The sequence below is a fragment of the Formosa algae genome (assembly GCF_001439665.1).
GTDB lineage: Bacteria > Bacteroidota > Bacteroidia > Flavobacteriales > Flavobacteriaceae > Formosa > Formosa algae.
Window position 1 is genome coordinate 1 of the sequence record NZ_LMAK01000046.1, and the last position, 25,920, is coordinate 25,920.

18 protein-coding genes are annotated in these 25,920 nt (G+C 30.6%); 11 read left to right on the forward strand and 7 right to left on the reverse strand.

The features are described from left to right. A partial coding sequence (locus tag AST99_RS12160; RefSeq protein WP_198151514.1) for a hypothetical protein occupies positions 1-2,516 on the reverse strand: 2,516 nt, incomplete at its 3' end. Between the two features lie 753 nt (positions 2,517-3,269). On the opposite strand from AST99_RS12160, the gene AST99_RS12165 reads away from it, so the two are divergent. The 11 genes from AST99_RS12165 to AST99_RS12215 all read left to right on the forward strand — a co-directional run bounded on the left by AST99_RS12165 (position 3,270) and on the right by AST99_RS12215 (position 17,189). Next, a complete protein-coding gene (locus AST99_RS12165; RefSeq protein WP_057782111.1) occupies positions 3,270-4,262 on the forward strand; it encodes a glycosyltransferase in 993 nt (330 codons plus the stop codon). Next, complete coding sequence (locus AST99_RS12170; protein WP_057782112.1) at positions 4,255-5,787, forward strand: MATE family efflux transporter; 1,533 nt, start codon at positions 4,255-4,257, stop codon at positions 5,785-5,787. The genes AST99_RS12165 and AST99_RS12170 overlap by 8 nt, the downstream gene beginning before the upstream one ends. After that, positions 5,787-6,875, forward strand: a complete 1,089-nt coding sequence (locus AST99_RS12175; RefSeq protein WP_057782113.1) for a glycosyltransferase family 4 protein — start codon at positions 5,787-5,789, stop codon at positions 6,873-6,875. The genes AST99_RS12170 and AST99_RS12175 overlap by 1 nt, the downstream gene beginning before the upstream one ends. Further along, positions 6,872-8,065 (forward strand): O-antigen ligase family protein, encoded by a 1,194-nt coding sequence (locus AST99_RS12180; protein ID WP_057782114.1) that lies wholly within the window; start codon positions 6,872-6,874, stop codon positions 8,063-8,065. Before AST99_RS12175 ends, AST99_RS12180 begins: the two co-directional genes overlap by 4 nt. Positions 8,066-8,153: 88 nt before the next feature. Further along, complete coding sequence (locus AST99_RS12185; protein ID WP_057782115.1) at positions 8,154-9,689, forward strand: DUF2264 domain-containing protein; 1,536 nt, start codon at positions 8,154-8,156, stop codon at positions 9,687-9,689. A gap of 1 nt (position 9,690) precedes the next feature. Further along, complete coding sequence (locus tag AST99_RS12190; protein WP_057782116.1) at positions 9,691-10,272, forward strand: serine O-acetyltransferase; 582 nt, start codon at positions 9,691-9,693, stop codon at positions 10,270-10,272. Between the two features lie 607 nt (positions 10,273-10,879). Continuing rightward, complete coding sequence (locus AST99_RS12195) at positions 10,880-11,962, forward strand: glycosyltransferase (protein WP_057782117.1); 1,083 nt, start codon at positions 10,880-10,882, stop codon at positions 11,960-11,962. Between the two features lie 8 nt (positions 11,963-11,970). Continuing rightward, the gene (locus tag AST99_RS12200; protein WP_057782118.1) at positions 11,971-13,119 is read left to right on the forward strand and encodes a glycosyltransferase; all 1,149 of its coding nucleotides are present in this window, start codon (positions 11,971-11,973) and stop codon (positions 13,117-13,119) included. Between the two features lie 4 nt (positions 13,120-13,123). Continuing rightward, positions 13,124-15,034 carry an asparagine synthase (glutamine-hydrolyzing) gene (gene asnB / locus AST99_RS12205; protein ID WP_057782119.1) on the forward strand — a complete coding sequence of 637 codons (1,911 nt, stop codon included), beginning with the start codon at positions 13,124-13,126 and terminating at the stop codon, positions 15,032-15,034. Continuing rightward, entirely contained in the window at positions 15,035-16,168 is a 1,134-nt protein-coding gene (locus tag AST99_RS12210) for a glycosyltransferase family 4 protein (RefSeq protein WP_057782120.1), read from the forward strand. It abuts the gene before it with no gap. 31 nt (positions 16,169-16,199) lie between these two features. After that, a complete protein-coding gene (locus AST99_RS12215; RefSeq protein ID WP_057782121.1) occupies positions 16,200-17,189 on the forward strand; it encodes an endonuclease/exonuclease/phosphatase family protein in 990 nt (329 codons plus the stop codon). Between the two features lie 94 nt (positions 17,190-17,283). Here AST99_RS12215 and AST99_RS12220 read toward each other — a convergent pair whose 3' ends face one another. From AST99_RS12220 to AST99_RS12245, 6 genes are all read right to left on the reverse strand, one after another. Next, positions 17,284-19,659: a GumC family protein gene (locus tag AST99_RS12220; RefSeq protein WP_057782122.1), complete on the reverse strand. Its 2,376-nt coding sequence runs from the start codon at positions 19,657-19,659 to the stop codon at positions 17,284-17,286. A 1-nt stretch (position 19,660) separates the two neighbouring features. Next, positions 19,661-20,452 (reverse strand): polysaccharide biosynthesis/export family protein, encoded by a 792-nt coding sequence (locus tag AST99_RS12225; protein ID WP_057782123.1) that lies wholly within the window; start codon positions 20,450-20,452, stop codon positions 19,661-19,663. An 8-nt stretch (positions 20,453-20,460) separates the two neighbouring features. Further along, a complete protein-coding gene (locus tag AST99_RS12230) occupies positions 20,461-22,371 on the reverse strand; it encodes a polysaccharide biosynthesis protein (protein ID WP_083495680.1) in 1,911 nt (636 codons plus the stop codon). Continuing rightward, a complete protein-coding gene (locus tag AST99_RS12235) occupies positions 22,364-23,485 on the reverse strand; it encodes a DegT/DnrJ/EryC1/StrS family aminotransferase (protein WP_057782124.1) in 1,122 nt (373 codons plus the stop codon). The genes AST99_RS12230 and AST99_RS12235 overlap by 8 nt, the downstream gene beginning before the upstream one ends. Positions 23,486-23,886: 401 nt before the next feature. After that, positions 23,887-24,570 carry an HAD family hydrolase gene (locus tag AST99_RS12240; protein ID WP_057782125.1) on the reverse strand — a complete coding sequence of 228 codons (684 nt, stop codon included), beginning with the start codon at positions 24,568-24,570 and terminating at the stop codon, positions 23,887-23,889. After that, a complete protein-coding gene (locus AST99_RS12245; RefSeq protein ID WP_057782126.1) occupies positions 24,554-25,519 on the reverse strand; it encodes an ATP-grasp domain-containing protein in 966 nt (321 codons plus the stop codon). Before AST99_RS12245 ends, AST99_RS12240 begins: the two co-directional genes overlap by 17 nt. Positions 25,520-25,920 lie beyond the last annotated feature (401 nt).

Here is a 25,920-nt window from a genome sequence, read left to right on the forward strand (position 1 = left end):
GCGTTTACAGTCACCTGAACGGCATCACTATCTGAACAACCGCCAGCATTAGAAACTTCAACAGTATAGGTTGTAGTTTGTGATGGACTTACCGTGATACTTTGTGTTGTTGATCCGTTATTCCATAAATATTCTGAACCGCCACTTGCTGTTAATGTTACTGATTCTCCTGATTCTATGGTTTTATCTTCTCCGGCATTAGCTACTGGTAATTCAATAACATGTACAGTCACTTCCGCAGTCGCAGACACTTCGCCTTCAGACACTTTTACAGAATAGGTTGTGGTTTGTGTTGGACTTACTGTAATGCTTTGAGACGTAGCACCTGTGCTCCACAAATAAGACGAGCCTCCAGTTGCGGTAAAAGTTACAGATTTACCCACACAAATCGTTTCATCATCTCCTGCATCGGCAATCACTTCTACAGTTGCAGCAGTAACAACCACCGTAACTTCATCTTGAGATTCGCATCCGTTTTGAGATACGATAACCGAGTATACCGTTGTCTCTGTTGGAGATACTGTAATTTCACGCGTAGTTTCTCCAGTACTCCATAATATGGATCCAGTTCCAGATACTGACAACGTTGTGCTTTCTCCTAATTCTATGTTTACATCACTGCCGGCGTTTACCGTTTGCCTGGGGGACACGCTTACTGTGACTTCATCGGAATCTGAACATATTCCGTTTGAAACAGTAACCGTGTACGTGGTTGTTTTATCGGGTGAAACTTTTATGGTTTGTGTTTTCTCTCCTGTGCTCCATTCAAAATCGCCAGAGCCAGTAGCTGATAACTCTACAGTTCCGTCTTCACAGACCTCTACATCTTCACCTGCATCTACTGCTGGCAAATCTTCAACTGTAATAATAACGTCGTCTGTATCTGAATTTCCTGAACTATCTTTTCCGGTAACACTATATGTTGTTGTTGCTTCTGGAGATACCGTAATACTTGCAGTTGTTTCACCTGTACTCCATTCATACGTAACTCCTCCAGTTGCTGTTAAGGTAACTTCTGTACCTTCACAAATGGTTTCATCGTTACCTGCATTTACTTCTATTGATGGACTAACAACCTGAGTATTATCGGCATCTACACCATTTAAAAATTCTTCAAGATCTGTATATCCATCTCCATCTGCATCGCCATAACCATCTTTACTTAAACTCCCAAAAGTATTGCGCTCCCACTCATCGGCCATACCATCTTGATCTGTATCATAATCTGAAGAACGAGATTTAGAATCAATTGAAGGGACCTTATAATCTGAAGTTTCTAATCTTTCTGTATATATACCGTTTTGCACATTAGTTAACCATTCTGTATCTAGCTCGTCTAAATTAGAAGATTTAGAACCATCTGCATTTAAACGTGCATTACAACCTACATCTGTTTTAACATCATTAAATGCGGCATCTGCTGTTTGAACTTTCATTTGTGCTCCAAATAAGCCAAACTGACTTTTTGAAAAATAATTATCTGGTAGTTGTTCGCCTCTTGCATAACCACCACCATCTAAAAAGAATTTCCAAGCATATTTATTATCAGCGTTTAATTCTGAAACGTTATAAGTTGGAGACTGACTATTTACAGCCACGTATTTATTACCACTAGTATATATTTCTGGAGTGATACCATCTTCGTAACCAAAACACTGCATTCGCGTATCTTGAAGCGGTCTGATTCCATAATCGTAATAGTTGTTTATATGATTAAGTTTAAAATTACCATTTCCTCTAATCAATCTATTTTTAACTGTCCATATCACATTATTAATAACTTCAAAATCTCCATTATCTCCAGCGATATTAGGAAATCTATGAGACGCATTATAGTACATATTATTAATTACAGAAATTTCTCCCACTGTCATTTCTCTATCTGCAAAACCTCCAAAAATGGACCCGTTCTTACTTTCAGAAAATATTGAACGCTGTACAGTTATGTTTTTTATGGTACTTCCGGTTTCTGTAGAATAAAAACTTGCACTTTCATCGGCCCCAAATGCAAACGTACAATGATCAAAAATTATATTTGTCATAGATGAAGTTGCTGTAAAACTATCATCTCCTGAATCAACACCACCTTTAAATCGAATATGTCTTACAATAACATTATCAATCCTACTAAAATACACTCTATTTCCATCTATAGTAATTCCCCCTTCTGGTGCTGTCTGCCCTGCAATGGTTACATTACTAATGGATGTAGCCAACAACGATTTTAACTGAATGATTCCACTCACATCAAAAACGATAATTCTATTAGATTTGGTAAGAGCATCTCTAAAACTCCCTGTACCACTATCATTTAAGTTAGTAACATGATACACTTCACCTCCACGTCCACCAGTAGTATAGGCTCCCGCACCATAAGCAGAAGGAAACGCTTTGGTCTGCGCGAATGTAAAAGATGTAAAAAGAAAAAATAAGGCTAAGAGACAGAGACTGTAGTTTAAAAAACTCCTGAAGAGCTTATTGCCCGCAGAAATACAGGTAGTGAATAAGTTGGCCATTTATAACAGATTAGGGGTTGTTATTTCAATTTTTAATAAAAATAAATAATTAATGCGTTTTATCGTGTAAAAAAACACTTTAATCGATAAATATTAATTTTTAACAAGAAATAAACTACAAAACAAAAGTTAAAGAAGTATTTTTCCTACGTAATTCATCGGTAAAATATTGAATTACAACGATAATTCTAAATATATACGCAAGGCTTTTGGGTTTAGATGTTTTAAAACTTAAAAAAAGGCACTTTTATCTGACTACTACCTAAATACTATGTTATTAAAGTTTTTTGAGTAAAAAACACTTACATCATAAACACCTAGAATACAGTTGACTAATTTTGTTTTTTAACATTTAAAACACTGCTAAAAACATTTTTATAAAAAATTAAGTTTTTAAATAAAAAAGAAAATCATGTAAGAAAACAACATATGCATAAAACCAATACATTTCTTACATTTTAAATACTGCAGGTAAATTGTTAGTTTTTTATCCAGAATATCTTGTGTACTCATCACTCAAAAATCAAAATGTATAATCTGTAGGTTTAAAGTATTTTTAGTTAAAATAAGTTGTAGGAAAAATCTGTTTGAAACAGACTTAAATCTAATAATTAAGACCTAGATAGTACTTCAACAACTAATTTTGTCAATCAAAGAATAAATACATTCCAACTTTTATATTTTTATATATTTACCCTCACAACGTTTTGTTATATAAGGCATAAGCCTGAGTCAAAAAAAATCTATTTTAGCTTGAATTATTTATTAAGCATTATCATACCTGTTTATAATGTCGAAGCCTATATTGAGAAATGTATACAGTCTATAATTAATCAATCTTATAAACATCTAGAGATTATATTAATTAATGACGGATCGACAGATAATAGTGGTGCAATCTGTGATGATTTTGCAAAACATGACGACCGTATTGTAGTGTACCATATAAAAAATGGAGGTTCTAGTATTGCCAGAAATTTTGGGTTAACAAAATGTCATGGAGACTATATTGGATTTGTAGATAGTGATGATTGGATAAATTCTAACATGTACAAAACGCTAATTAATTTTGCTACAAATCATAGTTTAAAAGTAATAGAATGTAGCTCTATAGATTCTGTGTTTGAACATACTATCCCGAAGGATAAAGACGCCACAACTCTAGGCATTATTGAAACACAAAATGAAGCCATAAAACGCATTATTAAACATAAACGTTTTGCTGTTTGGAGACGTATTTATCATAAATCGGTTATAGACAATCGTTTTTTTATTAAGCACTTGTTACATCAAGATGTCTATTTCACTTTAGATATTATAAATGAAACGGATAAGATTGGATTTATAGATTACCCTTTTTACATCTATAATAGAGAGAATATGGACAGTGTAATACGCAGTAAGTATTCTATTAAAAAACTAAATTCTATAGGTGCAGGAGCTTATGTGTTTGAGCATACAAAACAATATGATGAAGAAACTCAAACATTAGCGAAAGCCTATCTGTTTAATTTTTTAACACCGCATTACAACGCATTGTTTAAATATAAAGACTTAGACTCTGATTTTAAACATCGACATAAAATAAGACAAACTATAAGAAAGAATTATAGTCTAAAAGATTTTCAATTTTATAGTGCTATGGTGGCCATTTTACCACCAAGCTTATATAGAATTTTTATAAGCATTAATGAAAAACGAATCAAATCTCAAGTCAAAATTATTGAAAAATTAAAAAATGTCTAGAGTTAACAACGCCGTTAAAAACATAAAATTTAGTGTCTTTTTTTATGTTTTGTTTTTATTAGCCCAATTTTTCTCAAGAAAGATTTTTCTAGAAAATTTAGGAGATGAATTTATGGGGTTAACTGGTACCCTACAAAGTTTTTTAAAGTTTTTAAATTTAGCAGAGCTAGGCATTGGAACTGCCATTGGATTCAGTTTATACAAACCTCTTCTAGATAAAAACACCGAGAAAATTAACGAACTTATTAGTCTTTTTGGTTTTCTATATAAAAGGATTGGTTATTTTATTGTAGGTATAGGAGTGTTATTATCCTTATTCTTTCCGCTTATATTCGGAACCATTACGTTCTCCTTAATCATTGTATACTTTGCATTTTATACATTTCTAATTGGTTTATGTTTAAATTTCTTTTTTAACTACCATCTATTTTTACTAGAAGCCGATCAGAAAAATTACATTATCACAACATATTCTCAGACTTTAACTTTGGTTAAAATCATTTTACAATGTGTTGCTGTACTTTATTATAACAACTTTTACATTTGGATTGCTTTAGAACTTTTGTATTCTGTTGTTTTTAGTATCCTACTTCGTAAAAAAGTATCGAAAGAATATCCTTGGTTGGAAACCAATAAAAAAGTAACTAGTGCTATTGTTAAAGACAATCCTATTTTAATAAAAAAAATAAAACAAATATCTGTTCATAAATTCGGATCGTTTGTGACTAACGGCACCGATCAGATTTTAATATTTGCCTTTATTAGTGTAGAAAGCGTGGCATTCTTCGGAAATTACCAACTTATTTTCAGCAGATTAATACAATTAATTAACACCTCTTTTGCAGGTACTGGTGCAGGAATTGGAAATTTAGTTGCGGAAAATAATAGTGTGCAAATTAAGAAAGTGTTCTGGGAAATGATGACTCTGCGATTCTATATTGCGGGAATCCTTTTAATTATTTTACAATTTTTAGTAGAACCTTTTATATCGCTATGGTTAGGCGATAAATATATTTTAGAACAAAGTGTACTTCTTCTTTTTCTATTAAATATGTTTATTATGCAAATCCGTGTTCCTGTAGATCACTTTAAAGATGCATACGGCTTATTTCAAGATACTTGGGCTCCAATTGTACAGAGTGTGCTTAACTTAGGAGCGTCGATAATACTATTACAATATTTTGGATTAGCAGGTATTTTAATGGGTACTTTAATTGCATTCACTGTTATTATTTTATTATGGCGTCCTTACTTCTTATATAAAATGGGTTTTAAGGAAAGTGTTTGGATATATTGGACAGGATTTTTAAAATTAACAGCTTCACTAGTATTAGCCTTTTACATTTGTCAGTATATTTTCGATTTCATTTTAAAAACAGAAGAACAAAATTTTTATGATTTAGTTATACTAGGAATAAAAATTACTTTGGTATCTGTGGTTATATACACCCCTATTATTTACCTATTTAATGAAGGGTTTAGAAATGTATCGAAACGAATATTTAATCTAATAAGAAAAAAATAATGAGAATTCACTTTATAATATCTAGGTTAAAAGGAGGTGGTGCAGAACGGGTTCTAACATTATTGGCCACTGCTTTTGCGAAGAAAACGGAATACGATATATCTATTATCACCTTAAACGATTGTGAAGATTTCTATACAATTCCAGACTCTATTGAAAGAATTTCTATGGATTATGGTCGTATAACTAACCACACTGTAAAAAGTATTGTAAATCTTTCTTCATTTTACTCTAAGAAAGCAAACAGACCAGATCTTATTATTTCTTTTATTACGCTTACTAATTTTATTACCATAATTGTTGCGAAGTTGTTTGGAATAAAAATAATTGTAGAAGAACATAACAGTTATTTAAGAGCGATGCAGAGTCGTAAACAATTAACAGAGTTTACTAGAAAACACCTTTACAAACGTGCCGATTTACTAACGGTTCTAACTTCTTTTGATGTCTCGTATTACGAGCAATACAACGTAAATGTGATGGTTATGCCAAATCCGTGTAGTTTTTTGCCGTTAACCTCACAAATAACGGCACGCGAAAAGACAATATTGGCCGTTGGAAATCTAGACAGATATAATCACAAAGGATTTGATAATCTAATTGAATTTATAGCACCGATATTAAAATCTAATCCGGAATGGACATTAAAAATTGCGGGAACTGGAGATCAAGGGTTAACACTATTAACTAAGCTTGTAGAGCAATACCATATTGCAGATCAAGTAGTCTTTACAGGTTTTGTGTCTAATATTTCAGAACTCATGCAAACCTCGTCTATATTTGTATTATCGTCTAGATTTGAAGGATTACCTATGGTTTTATTAGAAGCCATGTCTCAAGGTATGGCAAGTATTGCTTATAATTGTAAAACGGGGCCATCAGATATTATAACAAATAATGTAAACGGGCTTCTAATTGAAGATCAAAACATCGAGGAAATGCAAACCCATTTGCAACGCTTAATAGACAATCCTTCATTAAGACAATCACTCGCTGAAGAAGCAATTAAATCTTTGGAAACATATCATATAGATACCATTATAGAGAAGTATGAACATGAATTTAAAAAATTACAAATAAAAGGATGAAAGGAAAAGCAATCATAATTTGTTTTATTTGGCCATTAATATGTGCTTGTCTAAATATACAATTACTAACAGGTGTTTTTATTTCTATAGAATTATCGCAGCTCATAGCCTACTCTAACGTACTCTTAATTATGTTAGGCGTGTTTGTTATTTTAAAAGGATCTGACGGCCAATTATCTAAAACAGCGAGTTTATGGTTTGTTTTTTATATTATGTATTACTGCTTTAGTTTACTGGCATCTGGCGTTTCTGGCTTTGAAAATCCAGATTACTCTATGATTGCGACTATTGTACCCGTGATTTATTTTGTTGGGTTTTACTATTTCTTAAGAGATGAAGCATACACCAAAATGTTTTTTAAAGTGATAACCATATGTTACATGATCTCTGCCATATTAACGATATTCTTCTTTAAAATAAATTATAGTTTCGACGATTTAGGTATCCGACCTTATCCTCTAGATCGAGCTGGTGGTGTATATGCAGATGCAAACAATGCTGCCATGGTAAGTATATTGGCTTATATATTATTCCAGAAATTTTATGTTCCGAAGAATAAAATTCAGAAAGCCTTTAAAATATTTTTATCACTTGTAGTGGTTTATAGTATTTTAATCACCTTATCTACAACAGGTTTATTCATCTTTGTTTTAGTATTTATTATTACAAATTATAAGTTTTTCAAAGGATTTAAAGTCTTAATACTAGGTGTGCTTCTAATGTTATTTTATGCCGCTTTATTTGTTAGAGAACAGTTTTATAAACATTTAAATCTATCTGTAAGACAAATTAGTAAAATTGATAATATTTACAATGTACTAACCTTTAACACCGAAAAAATTGATAGTTCTGGGCGATCAGAATTGTTACAACACTTATTACATTATGTTTACGAAAAGCCAATTATGGGTAACGGAATAGGATTTTCTACCTTTGTACGTGGCCATAATACTTATATAGGTGTCTGGGCAGATGCAGGTATATTTACCTTCCTGTTTTTCTTATTCTTATTAGTAATCTACTTAGTAAAACCCTTAAAACTAAACATTACATTAACCATATTTTGTCTATCTATGTTAGTCACAATTTACATTTTCATGCTAACATTACAGACCGTTATAAATCAAACCTACATTATAGTTCTGTTTGTTTTTATAGGATATATTATAGACAGAAAACGATTAATTTAAATAGATTTCATTGTCTCCCTCTCAATAAATAATAGCATAAAAGAAAGTTAGATTAACAACATATGTTGAAATAAACTGGGGTATAATTATGAATTTTAAAACATTATCGAGCAATAAAAAACTAACCATATTGCTCTTTTTAATATGTATTGTCGTAGCTGTGTTTTTTTCTATAAACGTAAGTAATAAGCTTAAACATATTAGAACAGAAGGTTGGTCTGAAAACACCCAACCCTTTAATAATTATGAATATTATGACGCAAAAATAAAGTCTGATTTCTTAATTGCTACAGATAGTTCTCATTTTAATAAATACAATGCATTATTTAAATATTTTGCTCAAGGGGCTTTCGAATACAAATCAAACGAGAATGCTTTTATTTCCTATCCAGGGGCTATTAGTTCACGTGGGAGGCGCGTAAATGCATTAGAAGGTTTTGCTAGATTTTTTGCATTAGCAGCTTCTTGGTTAAATGCAGGAAATTCCAATATTATTATATTAGACAATGGTAGTTATAACCTTAAAGAAACACTTAAAGCCGGAATATTAGCTGGTACAGATAAAAATAATATAGAGTATTGGGGAGATATTAGTGATTTCGATCAGCGCATTGTTGAAGCTGTAGATGTTGCTTTAGGGCTTTGGTTAAGCCAAGAGCAAATCTGGAATGAGATGTCGCTACAAGAAAAAAATCAGGTTAATTCGTGGTTAAATCAGGCTATTAATAAACAAACCGTAGATAATAATTGGAATCTATTTCCTGTTATTATTGCAAAATGCCAAGAAGCTTTAGGCTACGTGAATACAGAAAATTTAGCTCGTATAAATACTGTATATACCAATTATAAAACGAAACATTACTTAGGTAGTGGTTGGTTTGACGATCCGCCTAAAGGGATTGATTACTACAATGCTTGGTCTATACACTATACCCTGTTTTGGATTGATCAGATAGATCCAAATTTCGACCATGAATTTATAAAAACAAGTCATTCAAAGTTTTTAAGTTTTTATCGTTATTTTTTTAGTGAAAACGGATTTCCAATTATGGGCCGAAGTATTTGTTATCGCATGGCTGCACCTGCTCCTATTATCTCTGGAGCCTTATTAGTTCCTGAAGACATATCGCCAGGATTTGCTCTAAACGCTTTAGATGTGACTTGGAATTACTTTATTGAAAATAACGCCTTAGAATATGGCACCGTTACCCAAGGTTATTTTAAAAACAATTTAAGTATTTTAGATCCTTATACAGGTACCGGCAGTTGCTTATGGTCTTTAAGATCTTTAATAGTTGCCTTTTATGTCGATAAACAAGTTCCGCTATGGTCTGTAAAAAAAGTTCCGCTTCCCATACAAGAATCCGATTTTAATATTACAAATAATGACATTGGTTGGAGCATTATAGGCGATAAAGAAACGCAAACCATATCCTTAAAGATTGATAAAAATGTTAAAAACAGCATGCATCAGTTAAACAACTATAACTTTATCAATCAATTACAGGAATTTGTTTTAGAAAAACCATCGCGACCAGATAATACAAAAGCGTTATATTACAGGCCAGAATACTCTACAGAAAACAATCTATTCCTTAACAAAAGGAACAAAAAGAATTATTAAGATGATACATAATAAACAAACATATCATGAGTATTTAAAAGCAGATCAGGTTGCATTAGGCATATCAGATCCAAGCTTTATGTCTTCATTAGTCAGTATTATTTCTCCTAATCATATCTGGAAGTTTCAGAAAACGTTAAGAACGCTAGAATACTATCATAATTGCAAAAATAAAGGCTTAAACAAAATTGTATATACATACTTAAGATTTAAATTTAAAAACATCTCTTTAAAACTAGGGTTTTCAATTCCTATTAATGTGTTTGGCCCGGGTTTAGCCATTGTACATTACGGTACTATTGTTATAAATAGCAATGCAAAAGTTGGTAAAAACTGTAGAATTCATGCTTGTACTAATATTGGAGCATCTGGAGGTTCTAAAAAAGCGCCGAAATTAGGAGATAACATATACATTGCACCTGGAGCTAAAATATATGGTGATATAGAAATTGCGAATAACATTGCTATTGGTGCTAATGCAGTTGTAAATAAATCGTTTACAGAAGATAGTATGATGGTCGCAGGTAATCCAGCAAAAGCGATAAAGAAAATAGACATCACTAAAATTATTAAACATATTTAACATGTATAGTAAAACTTCTACCTCATGTTCAATACAATTTAAATGATTTTATTCCTGAAAACGCCTATATAATAATCTTAATTTTCTCCTTCTAAATTCAAATTTATAACCTCTTAATTTTCACCATAACTACTTAAAAAAAGGGTGCCTTAAACTGATTATAGGCTTAATCTAACCTTTTAAAGAGTTTTTTTGATTTTTAGATTATTATAAAACATCTTTAAATATTTATTATTTGAAAGTAAGTTTTATCACACATTTACAATACCGTTTCAGATACAATTTTGAAGATTAACATGTTCCATTTTCATAAAATATTTTTTGAAGCAATTGAAAATATTAAAAACGAGCATTAAACAGTAAACAATTAATTATCAATAGATAAACACTATAACTAACATAAATTAGAAAAAAACAAAAACTTGAAAACATCTTAAAATCAAGCGAAAATCATTTCACAAATTCCCCCTAAGAATATAGTCTAAGCACTAAGCACACACAATTAATATCAGAATTAGTTTTTTTTGATATTACAATGTAAAAACTAATACTACTACATTCATTTTGATACATGTATTCAATAGTGAAAAGACAAAGTCTATAAATTATGAAAACTAAAATAAAATTAATCTTTATACTTCCTGATCTTACCTCTGGTGGAGCAGAAAGAGTTGTCTCCTTTATAGCTAATAATATTTCTAAAGACACATTCGACACTTCACTTTGGCTGGCTGGTCACCAAAGAAAAACACCCTATAATACAGACTCGATTGAAGTAAAATATTTTAATAAAACCAGAGTATTAACTGCCATACCCGATTTTATTAAAGGTTTTGCTAAATCTAAACCCGATGTAGTTGTGAGTTCTATAGCGCATGTAAATACCGCTATTGCTATGATATCTGTGTTTTTTCCAAAAATAAAGTTTATTGGTCGGGAAGCTAATGTTATGAGTGTTGTTAAAGATTTTAGTCATAGTAAGAATAGATTCGGAAATTTAATTCCAATAGATTTAAGTTATAAAATGCTTGATCTTATTCTGTGTCAGTCTATAGATATGTGCGAAGACATGAAAACCACGTTTCATATCCCTGAAAAAAAGTTAAGAATAATAAATAATCCTATTACAGATCGTTTTAATCTAAAACCGGTAAAAGACACACCTCATTCTTGTGTACAATTTATTACTGTTGCCCAATTCAAGAAACAAAAAGGCCACGAAAGACTAATTAAAGCCTTAGCAAAATTAGATCACGACTTTCATTACACACTTATAGGCAGAGGTCCAGAAGAAGCACATATTTTAGATTTAATAGACACCTATAATCTTAAAGATAAAGTCACCCATATTTCATTTACAAAAGATGTAGATAAACACCTGGCCGAAAGTGATTTTTTCTTACAAGGTTCTTATGTAGAAGGATTTCCAAATTGTTTAATAGAAAGTTGTGCCGTAGGTACTCCTGTTTTAGCCTATAAAGCCCCAGGAGGATTAAACGAAATTATTGAAGATGGCATTAATGGTTTGGTTGCCGACAACGACGACGATTATTTAAAAAACATAGAATACGCTATAAACACAATAAAATGGAATCCTGAGACGGTAAGAGAATCTGTGTATAAAAAATTCAATAAAGAACGTATTTTAAAACAATACGAAAATTTATTTATCGAAATTTCTAACACCTAACACGAATTGTGAACACAACAAAACCAAATATAAGTATTTTAAGTATCACTTTAGGAAGCGGAGGTGCAGAGAAAGTGATTAGTCTGTTGTTAAAGGCTTTAAAAGCCAATTACAATGTTACACTCGTTTTATTTTATAATCATATCCATTTTACAATTCCAGAAGGTGTTAAAGTGGTGTGCTTATCTAACGCCTCACCGGCAAGACCTTTTTACGCTAAATTTTCTGATTTAATAAGTTTTAAGAAAAAATATAGTGCATTTATAAAAGCAGATAAGATAGATATTTCAGTATCGTTTTTAGCATTTCCAAATTTATTAAACGGCATGATTGCATCGACTAATACCAAGGTAAAAACCATTATTAGTGAACGTGGATTTCCGTCTGATAATACAACCAGTAAATTATCTTTATACATCTCGAAGTTATTTTACCCAATTTATTACAATAAATGCACAAAGCTGTTTTCTAACTCTGTATATATAAATCGAGATTTAAAAGATAATTTCGGAGTGACAATTCCTATGGATGTTATATATAACCCAATAGAATTACCTGTACAAACCATAAATCCAGAGACTCTAAATAAAGATCTAAAGTCTTTAAAAATTATTACAGCTGGTACTTTAAACAAGCGAAAAAATCATATCATGATTATTCGTGCATTACAAGATACAGCAACCCCATATCAACTTACTATTTTGGGCGGAGGTCCTTTAGAAAATTACTTAACCGAAGAAATTTCAACTTTAAAGTTAACTCAAAATGTGACACTTAAAGGGAAAGTAAAAAATGTAAACGATCACCTGTTAAGTCACCATTGCTTTGTTTTATCTTCATTTACAGAAGGTTTTCCAAATGCACTTATAGAAGCTATGGCTATTGGTTTACCTTGCATCTCAACCAATTGTTTATCTGGTCCGTTAGAATTGCTTAACGAAAATGAAGATGTACATATTAAAACAGGTACGTTCTATATTGGGAAGTACGGACTTTTAATTAATAATGATGATCATGAAGGCTTAAAAAAGGCATTAGCTTACTTTAATGATCATCCTCTCGAACGAGAAAAATATAGCAAACTAAGCCTGCAACGGGCTAAAGAATACGAACTCAAGAGTATATACTCAAAATTCTATAAATTTTTAAATAACTAAGCGTATGTGCGGAATTAACGGAATTATAGCAAGACATAGTCTTAAGGAGAATGAGCTAAACGCCATATTAACCAAAATGAATAATTTAATTATTCATAGAGGGCCAGATCAGGATGGCGTATTTTGTGAGGAACATAGTGATGTCTCTGTGGGTATGGCCATGAGACGATTATCGATTATCGATTTAAAATCGGGGAAGCAACCTATTTTTACTGATGATAAAAAGATTGTTATTGTTTTTAATGGTGAAATCTATAATTATAAAGTTTTAAAGGCAAAATTAGAAGCTGAAGGTGTTACGTTTCATACCACAAGTGATACCGAAGTTATTATAAAATTATATGAAAAGTACGGCGTAGAATCGTTTAAATGGTTAGACGGTATGTTTGCTTTTAGTATTTATGATAAGAAATTAAACAAACTGTTTATTACTCGAGACTTTTTTGGTGAAAAGCCTTTATACTATACACAATCTGACACTCAGTTTTTATGGGCTTCAGAATTAAAATCTATAATTAACACCCTTAATTTCACACCAGCAATCTCTAAAAAAGGTTTAAATCTATATTTTAGATTAACCTACATTCCTGCTCCACATACTATTTACGATAATATTTTTAAGCTGGAAGCAAATCATTATATCGAATACGATTTAACTTCGCACACCACTAGCATTACTAAAATTAATGCAGAACCTGTACCAACTAAACAAAACATCTCTTTTGATGATGCTAAAGCAAAAACAAAAGAGTTGGTGTATAACAGTGTAAATAGCAGATCTATTTCTGATGTTGCTTTAGGTACGTTTCTTTCTGGAGGAGTAGATTCTTCTATTATTTCATTATGCCTTTCTCAAGCTACAGATAGAAAAATTGACACCTTCTCTATCGGATTTAAAAAAGCGGCTTACGATGAGTCTGATAAATCTAGAGTTGTGGCCAAAATGCTAAATAGTAATCATCATGAATTTATAATTGATGAAGACGATTTAAAACACAATATTCATGATATTCTTGTGAATTTTGATGAACCTTTTTCAGATACTGCAGCGCTACCTACTCACTTATTATCTAACAGAACACGACAACATGTAACTGTTGCCTTAACTGGAGATGGTGGAGATGAAGTTTTTGGAGGATATAACAAATACTATATTGGTAAAATGAATAAGCGCTATACCAGTTTAGTACCAGAGTTTTTACACAAATCTGTTTTAAAACACAGTAAAAATTTCCTTATTGAAAAAGATGATGCTAGAGGTAGAAAATTTAGAATTAAAAAACTGTTGCATGCTATAAACTATAAAGGTGATTTTTATTGGGACATTATCTCATTAGCCAATACAAACAATGAAATTTCTGAAATTTTAAATTCAGATTACTTAGAGCATGATTTATTTCAGGAGTACAAAGACGTCTTAAATATGGATAAAGCAGAGACTTTAACCGATTTTAGACAAGTTGATAAAGTCTTGAGTTTAGAAGGCGGTATGCTGGCCAAAGTAGACCGAACCAGTATGATGAATTCTTTAGAATGTAGAGCACCATTTTTAAACAAAGACCTTTGGGAATTTACCAACTCACTTCCTGAAGATTACTTGATGAAAGGCTGGAATAAAAAATACATTTTAAAAGAAGCCTTTAAAGATCAGTTTCCTGAAGAGTTTCTTGAAAAAAGTAAAAGTGGTTTTGGCTCTCCAACCGGAGATTGGTTAAGACAAAGTTTACGTAAAGAATTAGAAAGTTATATCGAACCAAAACACCTAGAATCTCAAGGAATATTCAATACAAACATTATAACAAAATTAGTACAAGATCATTTAGATAGTAAAAAAGATAGTACGTTTAGAGTATGGTCTTTCTATTGTTTTCAAAAATGGTATGCCTACAATTATTTAAAACAATCTAACGTCTAGATGTCAAAGAAAAAAATTTTAATAGTATCGTCATTTTCTCCCTCTCTAATTCATTTTAGAGGAGATTTTATTGAAAGTTTAATTCATAATAATTTTGAAGTATTTACTGCTGCACCAGATTATCCAACAGATGTTCAGCAAAAATTATTAAATTTAGGAGCTCATCCTATAGTGTTTAAATTACAACGTACTGGCTTAAATCCGTTAAACGATTTAAAGTCTATTTCTGAATTAAAATCGATAATAAAAGCACATAATGTAGATTTGGTTTTCCCATATACTGTAAAGCCTGTTATATATGCGTCTATTGCTGCTAATTCTTGTCATGTTCCTGTAATTTCATTAATAACCGGACTTGGTTTTGCTTTTACAGGTTTAACTTTTAAGGCAAGAACTTTACAAACCTTAAACGAGTTTTTATATAAAATATCAATCCGAAAGAATAAGGTTATCGTTTTTCAAAATAGAGACGATTATAAGCTGTTCCTAGATCGTAAAATCATACCAGAATCCAATAAAGTGGCTTTTGTAGGAGGGTCTGGAGTAAATCTTGATAAGTACGAAACTAGAGTAAACCATAACACATCTAAAGTGGTTAAGTTTCTTTTAGTTGCACGATTAATAAAAGAAAAAGGTATAGACTTATACATTGAGGCTGCTAAGACTTTAAAAAAGACTTATCCTGAGGCTGAGTTTCATATTATTGGAGAACCTGACAATTCGCCTTCTTCAATAAAATTAGAAAAATTAAACAAGCTCAATAAAAAAGGAATCGTGATTTATCATGGTAAACAGAATAATGTCCCTGAGCACCTTTATAATACAGATGTTTTTGTATTACCAACGTACTATAGAGAAGGTGTACCAAGATCTATTTTAGAAGCTTTATCTGTAGGTTTACCTATTATTACAACCAATACACCTGGTTGTAAAGAGACTGTTATTAAAGATAATAATGGTATATTAATTAAGCCTAATAACCTAGACGAATTGGTTAATGCCATGGAGTTTTTCTTAGTCAACCCTGATAAGATTAAAGAAATGGGTAACAACAGCAGACTTTATGCCGAAAAAAGATTTGACGTAAAAATTATAAATAAAGAACTAATTAGCATCATTAACGACGAGATTTAAGACTGATTACTAACATACACACGACATTAATTTGAAAACAACTCTAAATAGAATTGATGCTTTTGTGATACTAGTTATTCTTATTTTACTCATAGGAATACTAAGTACATACTTTAATTGGGGTTGGGTTTCTGTTGTATTTAGCATAACTCTACCCCTACTGTTTATTGTTAATGTGTTAGTCGGTATATATGGTGCTTTTAAAAGAAAGTATTTCTGTTTAATTGGGGCGGTTTGTTATCTTCTCATATTTCATGTCATTTATACGTTTTCTAATGCTTCTACATATAAAAGTATTGACGACATACGGATACTCTCTTTTAATACTAGAGGTTTTAGTTATAACTATAATGGTGAAAACACTAGACCAAATTTAATACGGTTTATAGACACTTTACAAGCTGATATCGTAGTCTTACAAGAATCTAACTTTCCTATTACGAGAAAGTTCCAAGATTATCCTTATAATTTTAATGATTTACGTCTGAAGAAAGGAAAATCTTTACTTTCTATTTATTCAAAATATCCGATTGTACATTCTGGTTATATTGATTTTCCAAACACAAGAAATAATGCCATTTACACAGATATAGTTGTACATAATGATACGATTAGACTTTACAATGTACATTTACAATCGCATCAGCTAAACAAAAGTGCTCTACAAATTGATAATGACACCTATAAAAATCTATTTCAGAAAGTAAGCCATACGTTTCAAATACAAGTGGAACAATCTGAAATGATTAGAAATCATAGAGATTCCACGTCTTACAAAACGATATTATGTGGTGACTTTAATACTCCACAATATGCTTTACCTTATCGGATTTTAAAACAAGATTTATCGGATTCTTTTCTTGAAAAAGGGCATGGATTAGGCACAACCTACAATCTTAAAGGTTTTCCTTTACGCTTAGATTATATTTTAACAGACCAATCCATAGAGATTTTAAATCATGAAAATTTTAATGTAAACCTCTCAGATCACGAACCTGTTCTTGTCACTATAAAACTATAAAGAAATTAACAATATTGCTTATAAAAAAACCTCTCAGATTATCTATCTGAGAGGTTTTTAATTTAAAATTGTTACAAATGGTTAGTCGTAAATATTAATCTTTATTGATTATTTTTTGCCACCATTTTTTAGTCGTATTTGGATTTTTACCATAGCCATAACCGTAACCATAACCATTATTTTTGTTTTGTTCTGAATTATTTAATAAAACGGTCATATTTGGTAAACGCTTATCATCGTACATCGTTTGAGCAATACTTAGACTTCTTTTATCTAAATAATCCGCTTTAACCACATAAATAAACAAGTCTGCAAATTTACTAAACAGTAATGTATCTGTAACTAAACCTACTGCAGCTGTATCTACAATAATGTAATCGTATTTATCATTTACGGTATCGAAAAGTTCTTTTACTCGATCGCTTAATAATAATTCAGCTGGGTTTGGTGGTATAGTTCCTGAAGGAATAATATCTAAATAAGGATTGTCTTTTGTTTTCACAATAATATCCTTCACCTCTATTTTGTCGTTACTAATGTAATCTGTTAAACCATTCGAATTTTCAATATCTAAATATCTAGAACCTTTAGGCACACGAATATCTGTTTCTATAAACAGTATTTTCTTCTCGGAATGCGAAATAGACAACGCCAAGTTTACAGAAGTATGGGATTTACCTTCTTTACTAGTCGTTGACGTAACAAATATAGTTTTAGATTTATGCGTTAGATTTTGAAGCATAAAATCAATATTCGTTCTTAAAATTCTAAAAGCTTCCGCTTTTGGTGAATAATCTACCTTCTTTACTGTAAGGTTCTTGGTACGTGATTTTGGGATTTCTCCAATAAAAGGAATTTTTAGATAATTAGTTAAATCCTTTTTAGTATGTACCTTGTTATCAAGAATATCTTTAGTATAAATGATAGATGTAGGTATCGCCAGACCAAAAATTAATGCCGCTAAATACACTAATGGAATTTTAGGACTTATAGGAGAACTTGAACTTGAAGCTCTATCTATAATCTTTGCATTTGGAGAAGACATCCCTAAAGTAATAGCCGTTTCTTCTCTTTTTTCTAGTAAGTATAAGTATAAAGATTCTTTTATATTTTGCTGTCTTGTAATGTCTCTAAATTTACGTTCTTTACCTGGTGTTGAATAAATTTGAGCACTAATCCTAGAATCGGTACGCTGTAAAGAGTTTAATGTAATTTCACTAGAGGATTTAAAGTTGGTTAAACTCTGCTCTAAATTCTGCTTTAACGCTTTAATCTGATTATCAAGATTAATTACCGTTGGGTTTTTTTCACTTGAATTCTTTAAAAGACGGTTACGTTGCATTACTAAATCGTTGTGACTTTTAGTAACTTGAGCAATACCATTATCTTCGATACCAACATTAGCAGGTAATAAATCTCCGTTTCCATTATTAGAATGCAAATGATCTTCCATGTAGTCGATCAATTGAATTTGATTAGTCGTAGAGATTAATTTGTTTTCGTTATCACGTTCCGATTGTAAAAAGATGTTTGATTGCGAGCTTAAATCTGTCAATCGGTTATCTTTCTTCAGTGTTTCAGCAGTTAAATCGACTTTTTCTAATTCTTGAGAGACGATATCTAACCTGTTTGTGATAAAATCTGATGTGACTTTTATAACTTCTTCTTTATCATAAACAACATCTTCGTTATATTTATCGATTAACTTATTAAGGAAATTCTCTGATTTTTTACTAATGGTTCCTGTTAATGACAGCTTAATAATATTAGATCCTTTTTCATTTTCAAGTAATAAAGAACCTTGGTAGCTTTCTACTAATTTATAAACAGGTGTAAAAGCAATTTTAATTACAGAGCCAATCTGTGAACCATATGCTCCTTGGTTTGGAGTTATAATCATACCTCCATAAGAAGTGCTTATTTTATCTCCAAAATTATAACTTTCGCTTGGTACATCATTATCACTAAGCGATGTTAATGTTTTAGGATCTTCGTGTGAAATATTAAATTTATCTTCAGATAATATTGTAATGTAGAATGTGGTGTCTACAGCATTTATTATGGAATCTTTTTTAAAGAAAGTTAAACTTACAGGCGGATCTAAGTAATTTTCTTTTTCCTTAATTCGACCTTGAACATAAAATCTAATATTTAATTTTAAATCTTTTATTACTTGTTCAATAAGTGTTTTCGATTTTAAAATCTCCATTTCATCAGATATCACATCGCCTTCACTAGATAAAAGTCCAGAAGTCTGTAAGCCTGAAAGCTCTGGAAATTTATTCATTTGCTTTTCGTCTGTAATTTTAATAATTGCAGTACTCTGGTATTGATTTGTAGAATATCTTAAAAAGATAAATGCAATAACTATACAGACAAACATAGATAACAGAAAATATTTCCATTTTGATAGATACAAATGGATAATATCACTGATATGAGTATAATTATCTTGAATTTCGTTTTTCATATTAGTTAAGAATTAAAGCCGTTATTGTCGCCAAAGTTGCAATAGCAGAAATTAAGACGACATTATTTTGGTTATAATTTGAGGATCTGATTTTTGCTTTATTTGGTTCTACATAGATCACATCATTTTGTGTAAGATAAAAATGCGGTGAATTCATGACGTGTATAGATGTTAAATCGAATTTGTAGTATCTAAGCTTACCATCTATTTCTCTTGTTAAAAACACATTATCGCGTCTTCCATAAATAGTTAAATCTCCTGCATAACCTAAAGCTTCTGTAAGCGATACTTTTTCCTCTTGTAAATTATAGGTTCCTGGTCTATTTACTTCTCCTAGTATAGTAATACTAAAATTAGCAAGTCTAATATTTACAATAGGATCTTTAATATATTCTTTAAGAATATTCTTCATATACAAGTTAGCTTCACTTCGTGTTAAACCTCCTAATTTAATAGATCCAAGTACAGGAAATTCAATCATACCTTCTCTATCTATTAAATAAGTCTGCATTTTTAAAGTACCTTGAGCTAAATCTACAGAATTTGTATTGTAAGATACAGCAGGTAAGTTAAATGGTCGGGCTGCTTCTGGATCGATAGCAGAAACGTCTATAGTTAATAAATCGTCTGGTTTGAATCTAATTTCAAATTCAGATAATTCAGTTTGTATTGTAGCTTGTTCATCTTGAAAATACACGATACTTTCTCGTTTTGCGCCACAAGACGCTAACATTAAAGCCATAATTGGTATTAATAAGAATTTTAATTGGAATTGATTAATAATTGGTGTCATAAGTATAATTAGTTTTTACTATCTAAAACTTCAAATTTGGAATTGTTAGAGATGTATTCTGGAACAATCTCCTTTATTTTAGTTACTGTTTCTAGTGTTAAACATTTAGGGTTAGTCTCATGTAAATCTATAATCTGATTAAGTATTGTTTCTATATCTATCTGTTTAGATTTAGCAATCATGATTTTCTCATGGTAAGTTGGGCGTGTATTTTCCCCATTTGCCAATAGTTCTTCATAAATTTTTTCTCCAGGTCTTAAACCGGTAATCTTAATATCAATATCTGATGGATATTTCAAGCCCGATAAGGTTATCATATTAATGGCCAAATCGAATATCTTAACAGATTTTCCCATATCAAAAACAAAAATTTCTCCTCCATCTCCCATTGCTGCGGCTTCTAATACCAAAGAGCAAGCTTCTGGAATAGTCATAAAAAATCGAGTAATATCTTTATGTGTTACGGTTAACGGACCTCCATTTTCTATTTGCTTTTTAAATAACGGAATTACTGAACCATTAGATCCTAATACATTACCAAAACGTGTTGTTATAAATTTAGTTTTTCCTTTATTATTTAAACAACTAATGTATAATTCTGCTATACGTTTGGTTGCTCCCATTACGTTAGTCGGATTTACAGCCTTATCTGTAGAAATCATAACAAACTTATTTACACCATACTTTATGGCTAAATTAGACATGTTAATTGTTCCGCTAATATTTACGCTAACCGCTTCATACGGGTTATTTTCCATTAAAGGCACATGTTTATATGCTGCAGCATGGAAAATAATTTGAGGATTAAGATTTGTAAAAATTTGATCCATTCTTACTGTATTTCTTACATCTACAATAATGACTTCAAACCTTTTAATTTCACTTTGAATAAATTCTTGTTGAAGCTCGTATAATGGAGACTCGGCAACATCGATAAGAATTAATTTTTTATAATTAAACTTAGTTAATTTTCTAGCAATTTCACTACCAATAGATCCCGCTGCTCCTGTTACTATAATTACTTTGTCTTCGTATTCGTCTATTAAAATTGGATTATCGATACTTATTGGCTCACGTCCAAGTAGGTCTTCAATATTTACATCCTTAATCTGACTGATTTGTAACTCGCCATCAATCCATTGTTGAACGGGTGGCGTAATTTTTACTTTAATATTTTTAGCAAGAAACTCTTTAGTAATATCTAATAACCGTTCCGAACTAATATTCTGGATAGAAATAATAACTTCATCAATCTTATGTTTTACAATAAAATCGAAGGTTACTTCTTTAGAATCATAAACTTCTAGCAGATTAATTTTTTTACCTATTTTCTTACTATTATCATCTATAAAACCAAAAATTTCAATATTACTTTTAGCATCATTGGTAATGGCATCATAAGTAACCATTCCTGCATTTCCTGCACCATATATTAAAATACGATGGTGTTTTTTATTGAATAGACTTTTATCTGATATGATACTGTGATAAATAGATCTGATAAAAAACTTAGCGCCAATCAGAAAAAACACATTTAGTAATAAATGGATATATATTACAGAACCTGCAATATCGAAAATAGAATCGTATTCATATTTTCGACTTAGATATGTTGTAATTATTAAAAGTGTGGCTAATAAATTAATTCCTACAATTATATTAACAACATCTTTTACTCCTGTAAATCTTACAACACCTTTATGCGAACCAACAACCATTAAACTAATGGCTGCAGCTATAATAACAAAAGGTATTTGTTTTAAAAACTTATTAAAATCGAAAGCTATTTCGAAATTATACCGAATTAAATAAGCTAAAAAGAATGTAAATGCCACCAAACTTAAATCAACCAACAAGACCAGCCATTTTGAGGCGTACCTTTTAGATAATTTAATAAGTATGTTATTTATTCTATTCAAAATATTGGATAATTAATGAAACTATTCGTTCTAAATCGTCTGCTGTTAAATTAGATCCACTTGGCAAGCATAAACCACGCTCAAACAAATCGTCTGAAACACCATTTATATAACTCGGAGCATCTTTAAAAATAGGTTGCTGATGCATAGGCTTCCATAACGGACGTGTTTCTATATTATCTTGCTCTAAAAACACTCTTAAACCTTCTTGATCTTTAGGATTGTCTAATAAAATACATGTTAACCATCTATTAGAATAATACCCTTCAGGTTCTTGTAAAAATGTAATATTTTTAATCTGATTTAATTTAGACACATAAAAATCGTAGTTAGCACGTCTTTTATTAACATGGTCTTCTAAAACCATCATCTGCCCTCTTCCAATACCGGCTACGATATTAGACATTCTATAATTATAACCAATATGTGAATGCACATACGCCACATCTTTGTCTTTTGCTTGAGTTGCTAAAAACACAGCTTTGTCTTTTTCTGCTTTAGAAGCAGTAACTAAAGCACCACCTCCAGATGTGGTTATAATCTTGTTTCCGTTAAATGATAAAATTGAAAAATCGCCAAAGGTTCCGCAATTTTGATTTTTATAATGACTTCCAAATGCTTCGGCACTATCTTCTACAACGGGAATGTTGTATTGCTTAGCAATAGCATGAATTTCTTCTTTTTTATATGGCATACCATATAAATGCACTGCAACAATCGCTTTTGGTGTTTTTCCTTTAGATATTCTATCTTTTATGGCGCGTTCTAATTGTATTGGACACATATTCCAAGTGTCGCGTTCACTGTCTACAAATACAGGAGTTGCCCCTTGATACACAATAGGATTGGCAGACGCTGAAAATGTTTTAGACTGACAAATCACTTCATCGTCAGGACCAACATTCAATAAAATTAAAGCTAAATGTAAAGCAGCTGTCCCAGAACTTAATGCCGCAACTTCTTTGTTTTCGTTTAAAAAGTTTTTTAAATCATCTTCAAACCCTGATACATTAGGACCTAATGGAGCAATCCAATTAGTTGAAAAGGCTTCATGTATAAAGTCTAATTCATGTCCGCCCATATGCGGTGATGATAACCATATTTTTGAATTCATAAGTAAAATTGTTATATCAAATTTTAAAACAATTTTTATGTCTATTTAGGGACTTGTAACATAAAAATAATACAAAAATCAATCACTGATTTAATTGCCATTACTAGTAAATGTTTATAAATATCAGTAATTATATAAGTCCAAATCAAATAAAAACGATGAATAGCAGATATTTACGTTAATTCATATTTTATAGGAAACTCATAAAATTTAATACCTAAATCAATAAATTACTGTGTCTAAAAAGGCAGTAAAAACACCCAAATCACTACAAAACATCCCTCTATTTTGGATTACTTAATAGTTTACTAAAAATCTAACACATTATGATTTATTCTGTATTAAAACCATCTCATATACACGATTTTTGAAGTTTAAATTACAATTAAAAACAGAGCTAATTATTTAATAATCTGATTTAGTATTTGCTTTAATTCTATTAGTGTTTTTATTTTATATTTTGGCGTTTGTGCTGCCGTTAGATTGATGTGCTGAGTATGTATGTTTTTACCATTATCTAAAAGACAAACAGAATGCCAACCCAATGCATTTGGAGCTATAAAATCTTTTTTTACATTATCGCCAACATAGATGTATTGCCCTTGTCCATATTTATCATTGTAATATTTAAAATTATTAGGATTTGGTTTTTCAGATCCAAATTCTTCAGAAATTATAATATCATCAAAATAATCTTCAAGTTCTAAAGCTACAATTTTACTACGTTGTTGTACACTCCTACCGTCTGTAACCAAACCTATTTTATGTGTATGTGCTTTTAAGTATTGTAAGGCTTCCTTATTATCTACACTTAAACTAATATCAGGCGAGTGCTGTCTGTATAACAACAACAAATCTTTAATTGTGATACCTTTTACCTGAGTAGAAGTAATAATTGATTGAAAAGCATTTTCTCCATCACTGTAAAATTGCATCATATCCTGAAATATGCGTTCCGAAGATAAATCTGTATGTTTAGAAAGTAAATTAGAAATGGTTTTATATGCAGATTTTAAAAAATCTATTTCATTATATAAAGTATCATCTAAATCCAAAACAACAATAAGCTTATCCTTTATAATCATGAACTAAAATTTCGCTATCATATCTTAGCATTAATAAATGATCTTCCCAACCTGAATATGAATCTACAGTTTGATCTAACAAATACTCTTGAATAATCCATTTTGGATAATTTGCACCTGCCAAATAAGATAACGGATATCCACCACCAAATCTTGCATTTATTTCAATACCATATACAGCATCATTTTCTTTATGTTTAAAAAATTGAGCTGTAAGGCAACCCATAGCTCCATCTATAAAACCTAAGTTTTTATTAATGTATTCCATTAGGTTATTCTTTGCAGTGATCCCTTTGTTTACCTCGCCGTCTCTAACCGCAATACGCTTTCTTGGCACAATACATTTTAAGGAATGTTGCTTATCGAAATACAAATCGCAAGTAAATTCATCATACTGACTATGATCTATATATTCAAAAAATATCAAATCATCATTTTTAAAATGATAATCTGTAAGATCTTCTTCAGTTTTTATTGTAAAATTATCTACGCTTCTACTCCCATTCAAAGGTTTTATATAAAGTGGTAAAGTATAGTCTGTTTTAGAAAACTCTTTAGCCACGTTAATATTATTATCAGAAAAGAATGCTTGAGTTTTACGTTTGTCGCGACAAATATTAATAAAAGATTCTGAAGAAATTATTGGCGTTATACCATTATCAATTAAGGTTTGTTTGTTTTTAGATAACAGGGACAATTCCGTATCAATAGTTGGAATAATTAGTTTCACGTTCTGAGCTACACATAACTCTATAAGTGAACTTAAATAAGTATCATCCTTAATCAATGGTAAATGAAACGATCCATCTGAAGCATGACAAGCAGAAGATAAATTCGGATCAAAGTCGGCAGTTAAAACTTTCCCTTCTGTAAATACTTTTTTTAATTCTTTCTGAAAAGCCCTTACTAAAGATACTCGCCTTCCTGCACATGTAATTAATATATTCATTGTTTACGCTATTGATTAAATTAATAATGAAATTTTAAAATTCATTATCGGTTCAAAATGATAACCTCTTAGAGGCTAACTAATAATGAATCTGGTTGTTAAACATTTCATTACATGTCTATTACTTTAATACTAAAGCTAAAAAATAGACGATGTAAACTTCTAAAATTATTAGATTCTAATCAAAAATAATCTTTGAATTGCACTATAATTACTTTAATCAGTCAATACCATTCTTTTACAGAAATAATGCTAAACTTTTATCTTGAAACGTATTAATTCTACATAATTAGAAAACCCTTATATATTTAATATTGTCATCATTAAATAATAAATTATATTAGTAGTCTTAAATTTCTGTACAATAAAATATTAAATTTGATATGTCGTATGGTTAACAA

Bases quoted from the DNA above. Each gene is read 5' to 3' on its own strand.
- AST99_RS12170 (WP_057782112.1), top strand. From the start codon at position 4,255: ATGTCTAGAGTTAACAACGCCGTTAAAAACATAAAATTTAGTGTCTTT.
- AST99_RS12175 (WP_057782113.1), top strand. From the start codon at position 5,787: ATGAGAATTCACTTTATAATATCTAGGTTAAAAGGAGGTGGTGCAGAA.
- AST99_RS12180 (WP_057782114.1), top strand. From the start codon at position 6,872: ATGAAAGGAAAAGCAATCATAATTTGTTTTATTTGGCCATTAATATGT.
- AST99_RS12185 (WP_057782115.1), top strand. From the start codon at position 8,154: ATGAATTTTAAAACATTATCGAGCAATAAAAAACTAACCATATTGCTC.
- AST99_RS12190 (WP_057782116.1), top strand. From the start codon at position 9,691: ATGATACATAATAAACAAACATATCATGAGTATTTAAAAGCAGATCAG.
- AST99_RS12195 (WP_057782117.1), top strand. From the start codon at position 10,880: ATGAAAACTAAAATAAAATTAATCTTTATACTTCCTGATCTTACCTCT.
- asnB (WP_057782119.1), top strand. From the start codon at position 13,124: ATGTGCGGAATTAACGGAATTATAGCAAGACATAGTCTTAAGGAGAAT.
- AST99_RS12210 (WP_057782120.1), top strand. From the start codon at position 15,035: ATGTCAAAGAAAAAAATTTTAATAGTATCGTCATTTTCTCCCTCTCTA.
- AST99_RS12220 (WP_057782122.1), bottom strand. From the start codon at position 19,659: ATGAAAAACGAAATTCAAGATAATTATACTCATATCAGTGATATTATC.
- AST99_RS12225 (WP_057782123.1), bottom strand. From the start codon at position 20,452: ATGACACCAATTATTAATCAATTCCAATTAAAATTCTTATTAATACCA.
- AST99_RS12235 (WP_057782124.1), bottom strand. From the start codon at position 23,485: ATGAATTCAAAAATATGGTTATCATCACCGCATATGGGCGGACATGAA.
- AST99_RS12240 (WP_057782125.1), bottom strand. From the start codon at position 24,570: ATGATTATAAAGGATAAGCTTATTGTTGTTTTGGATTTAGATGATACT.
- AST99_RS12245 (WP_057782126.1), bottom strand. From the start codon at position 25,519: ATGAATATATTAATTACATGTGCAGGAAGGCGAGTATCTTTAGTAAGG.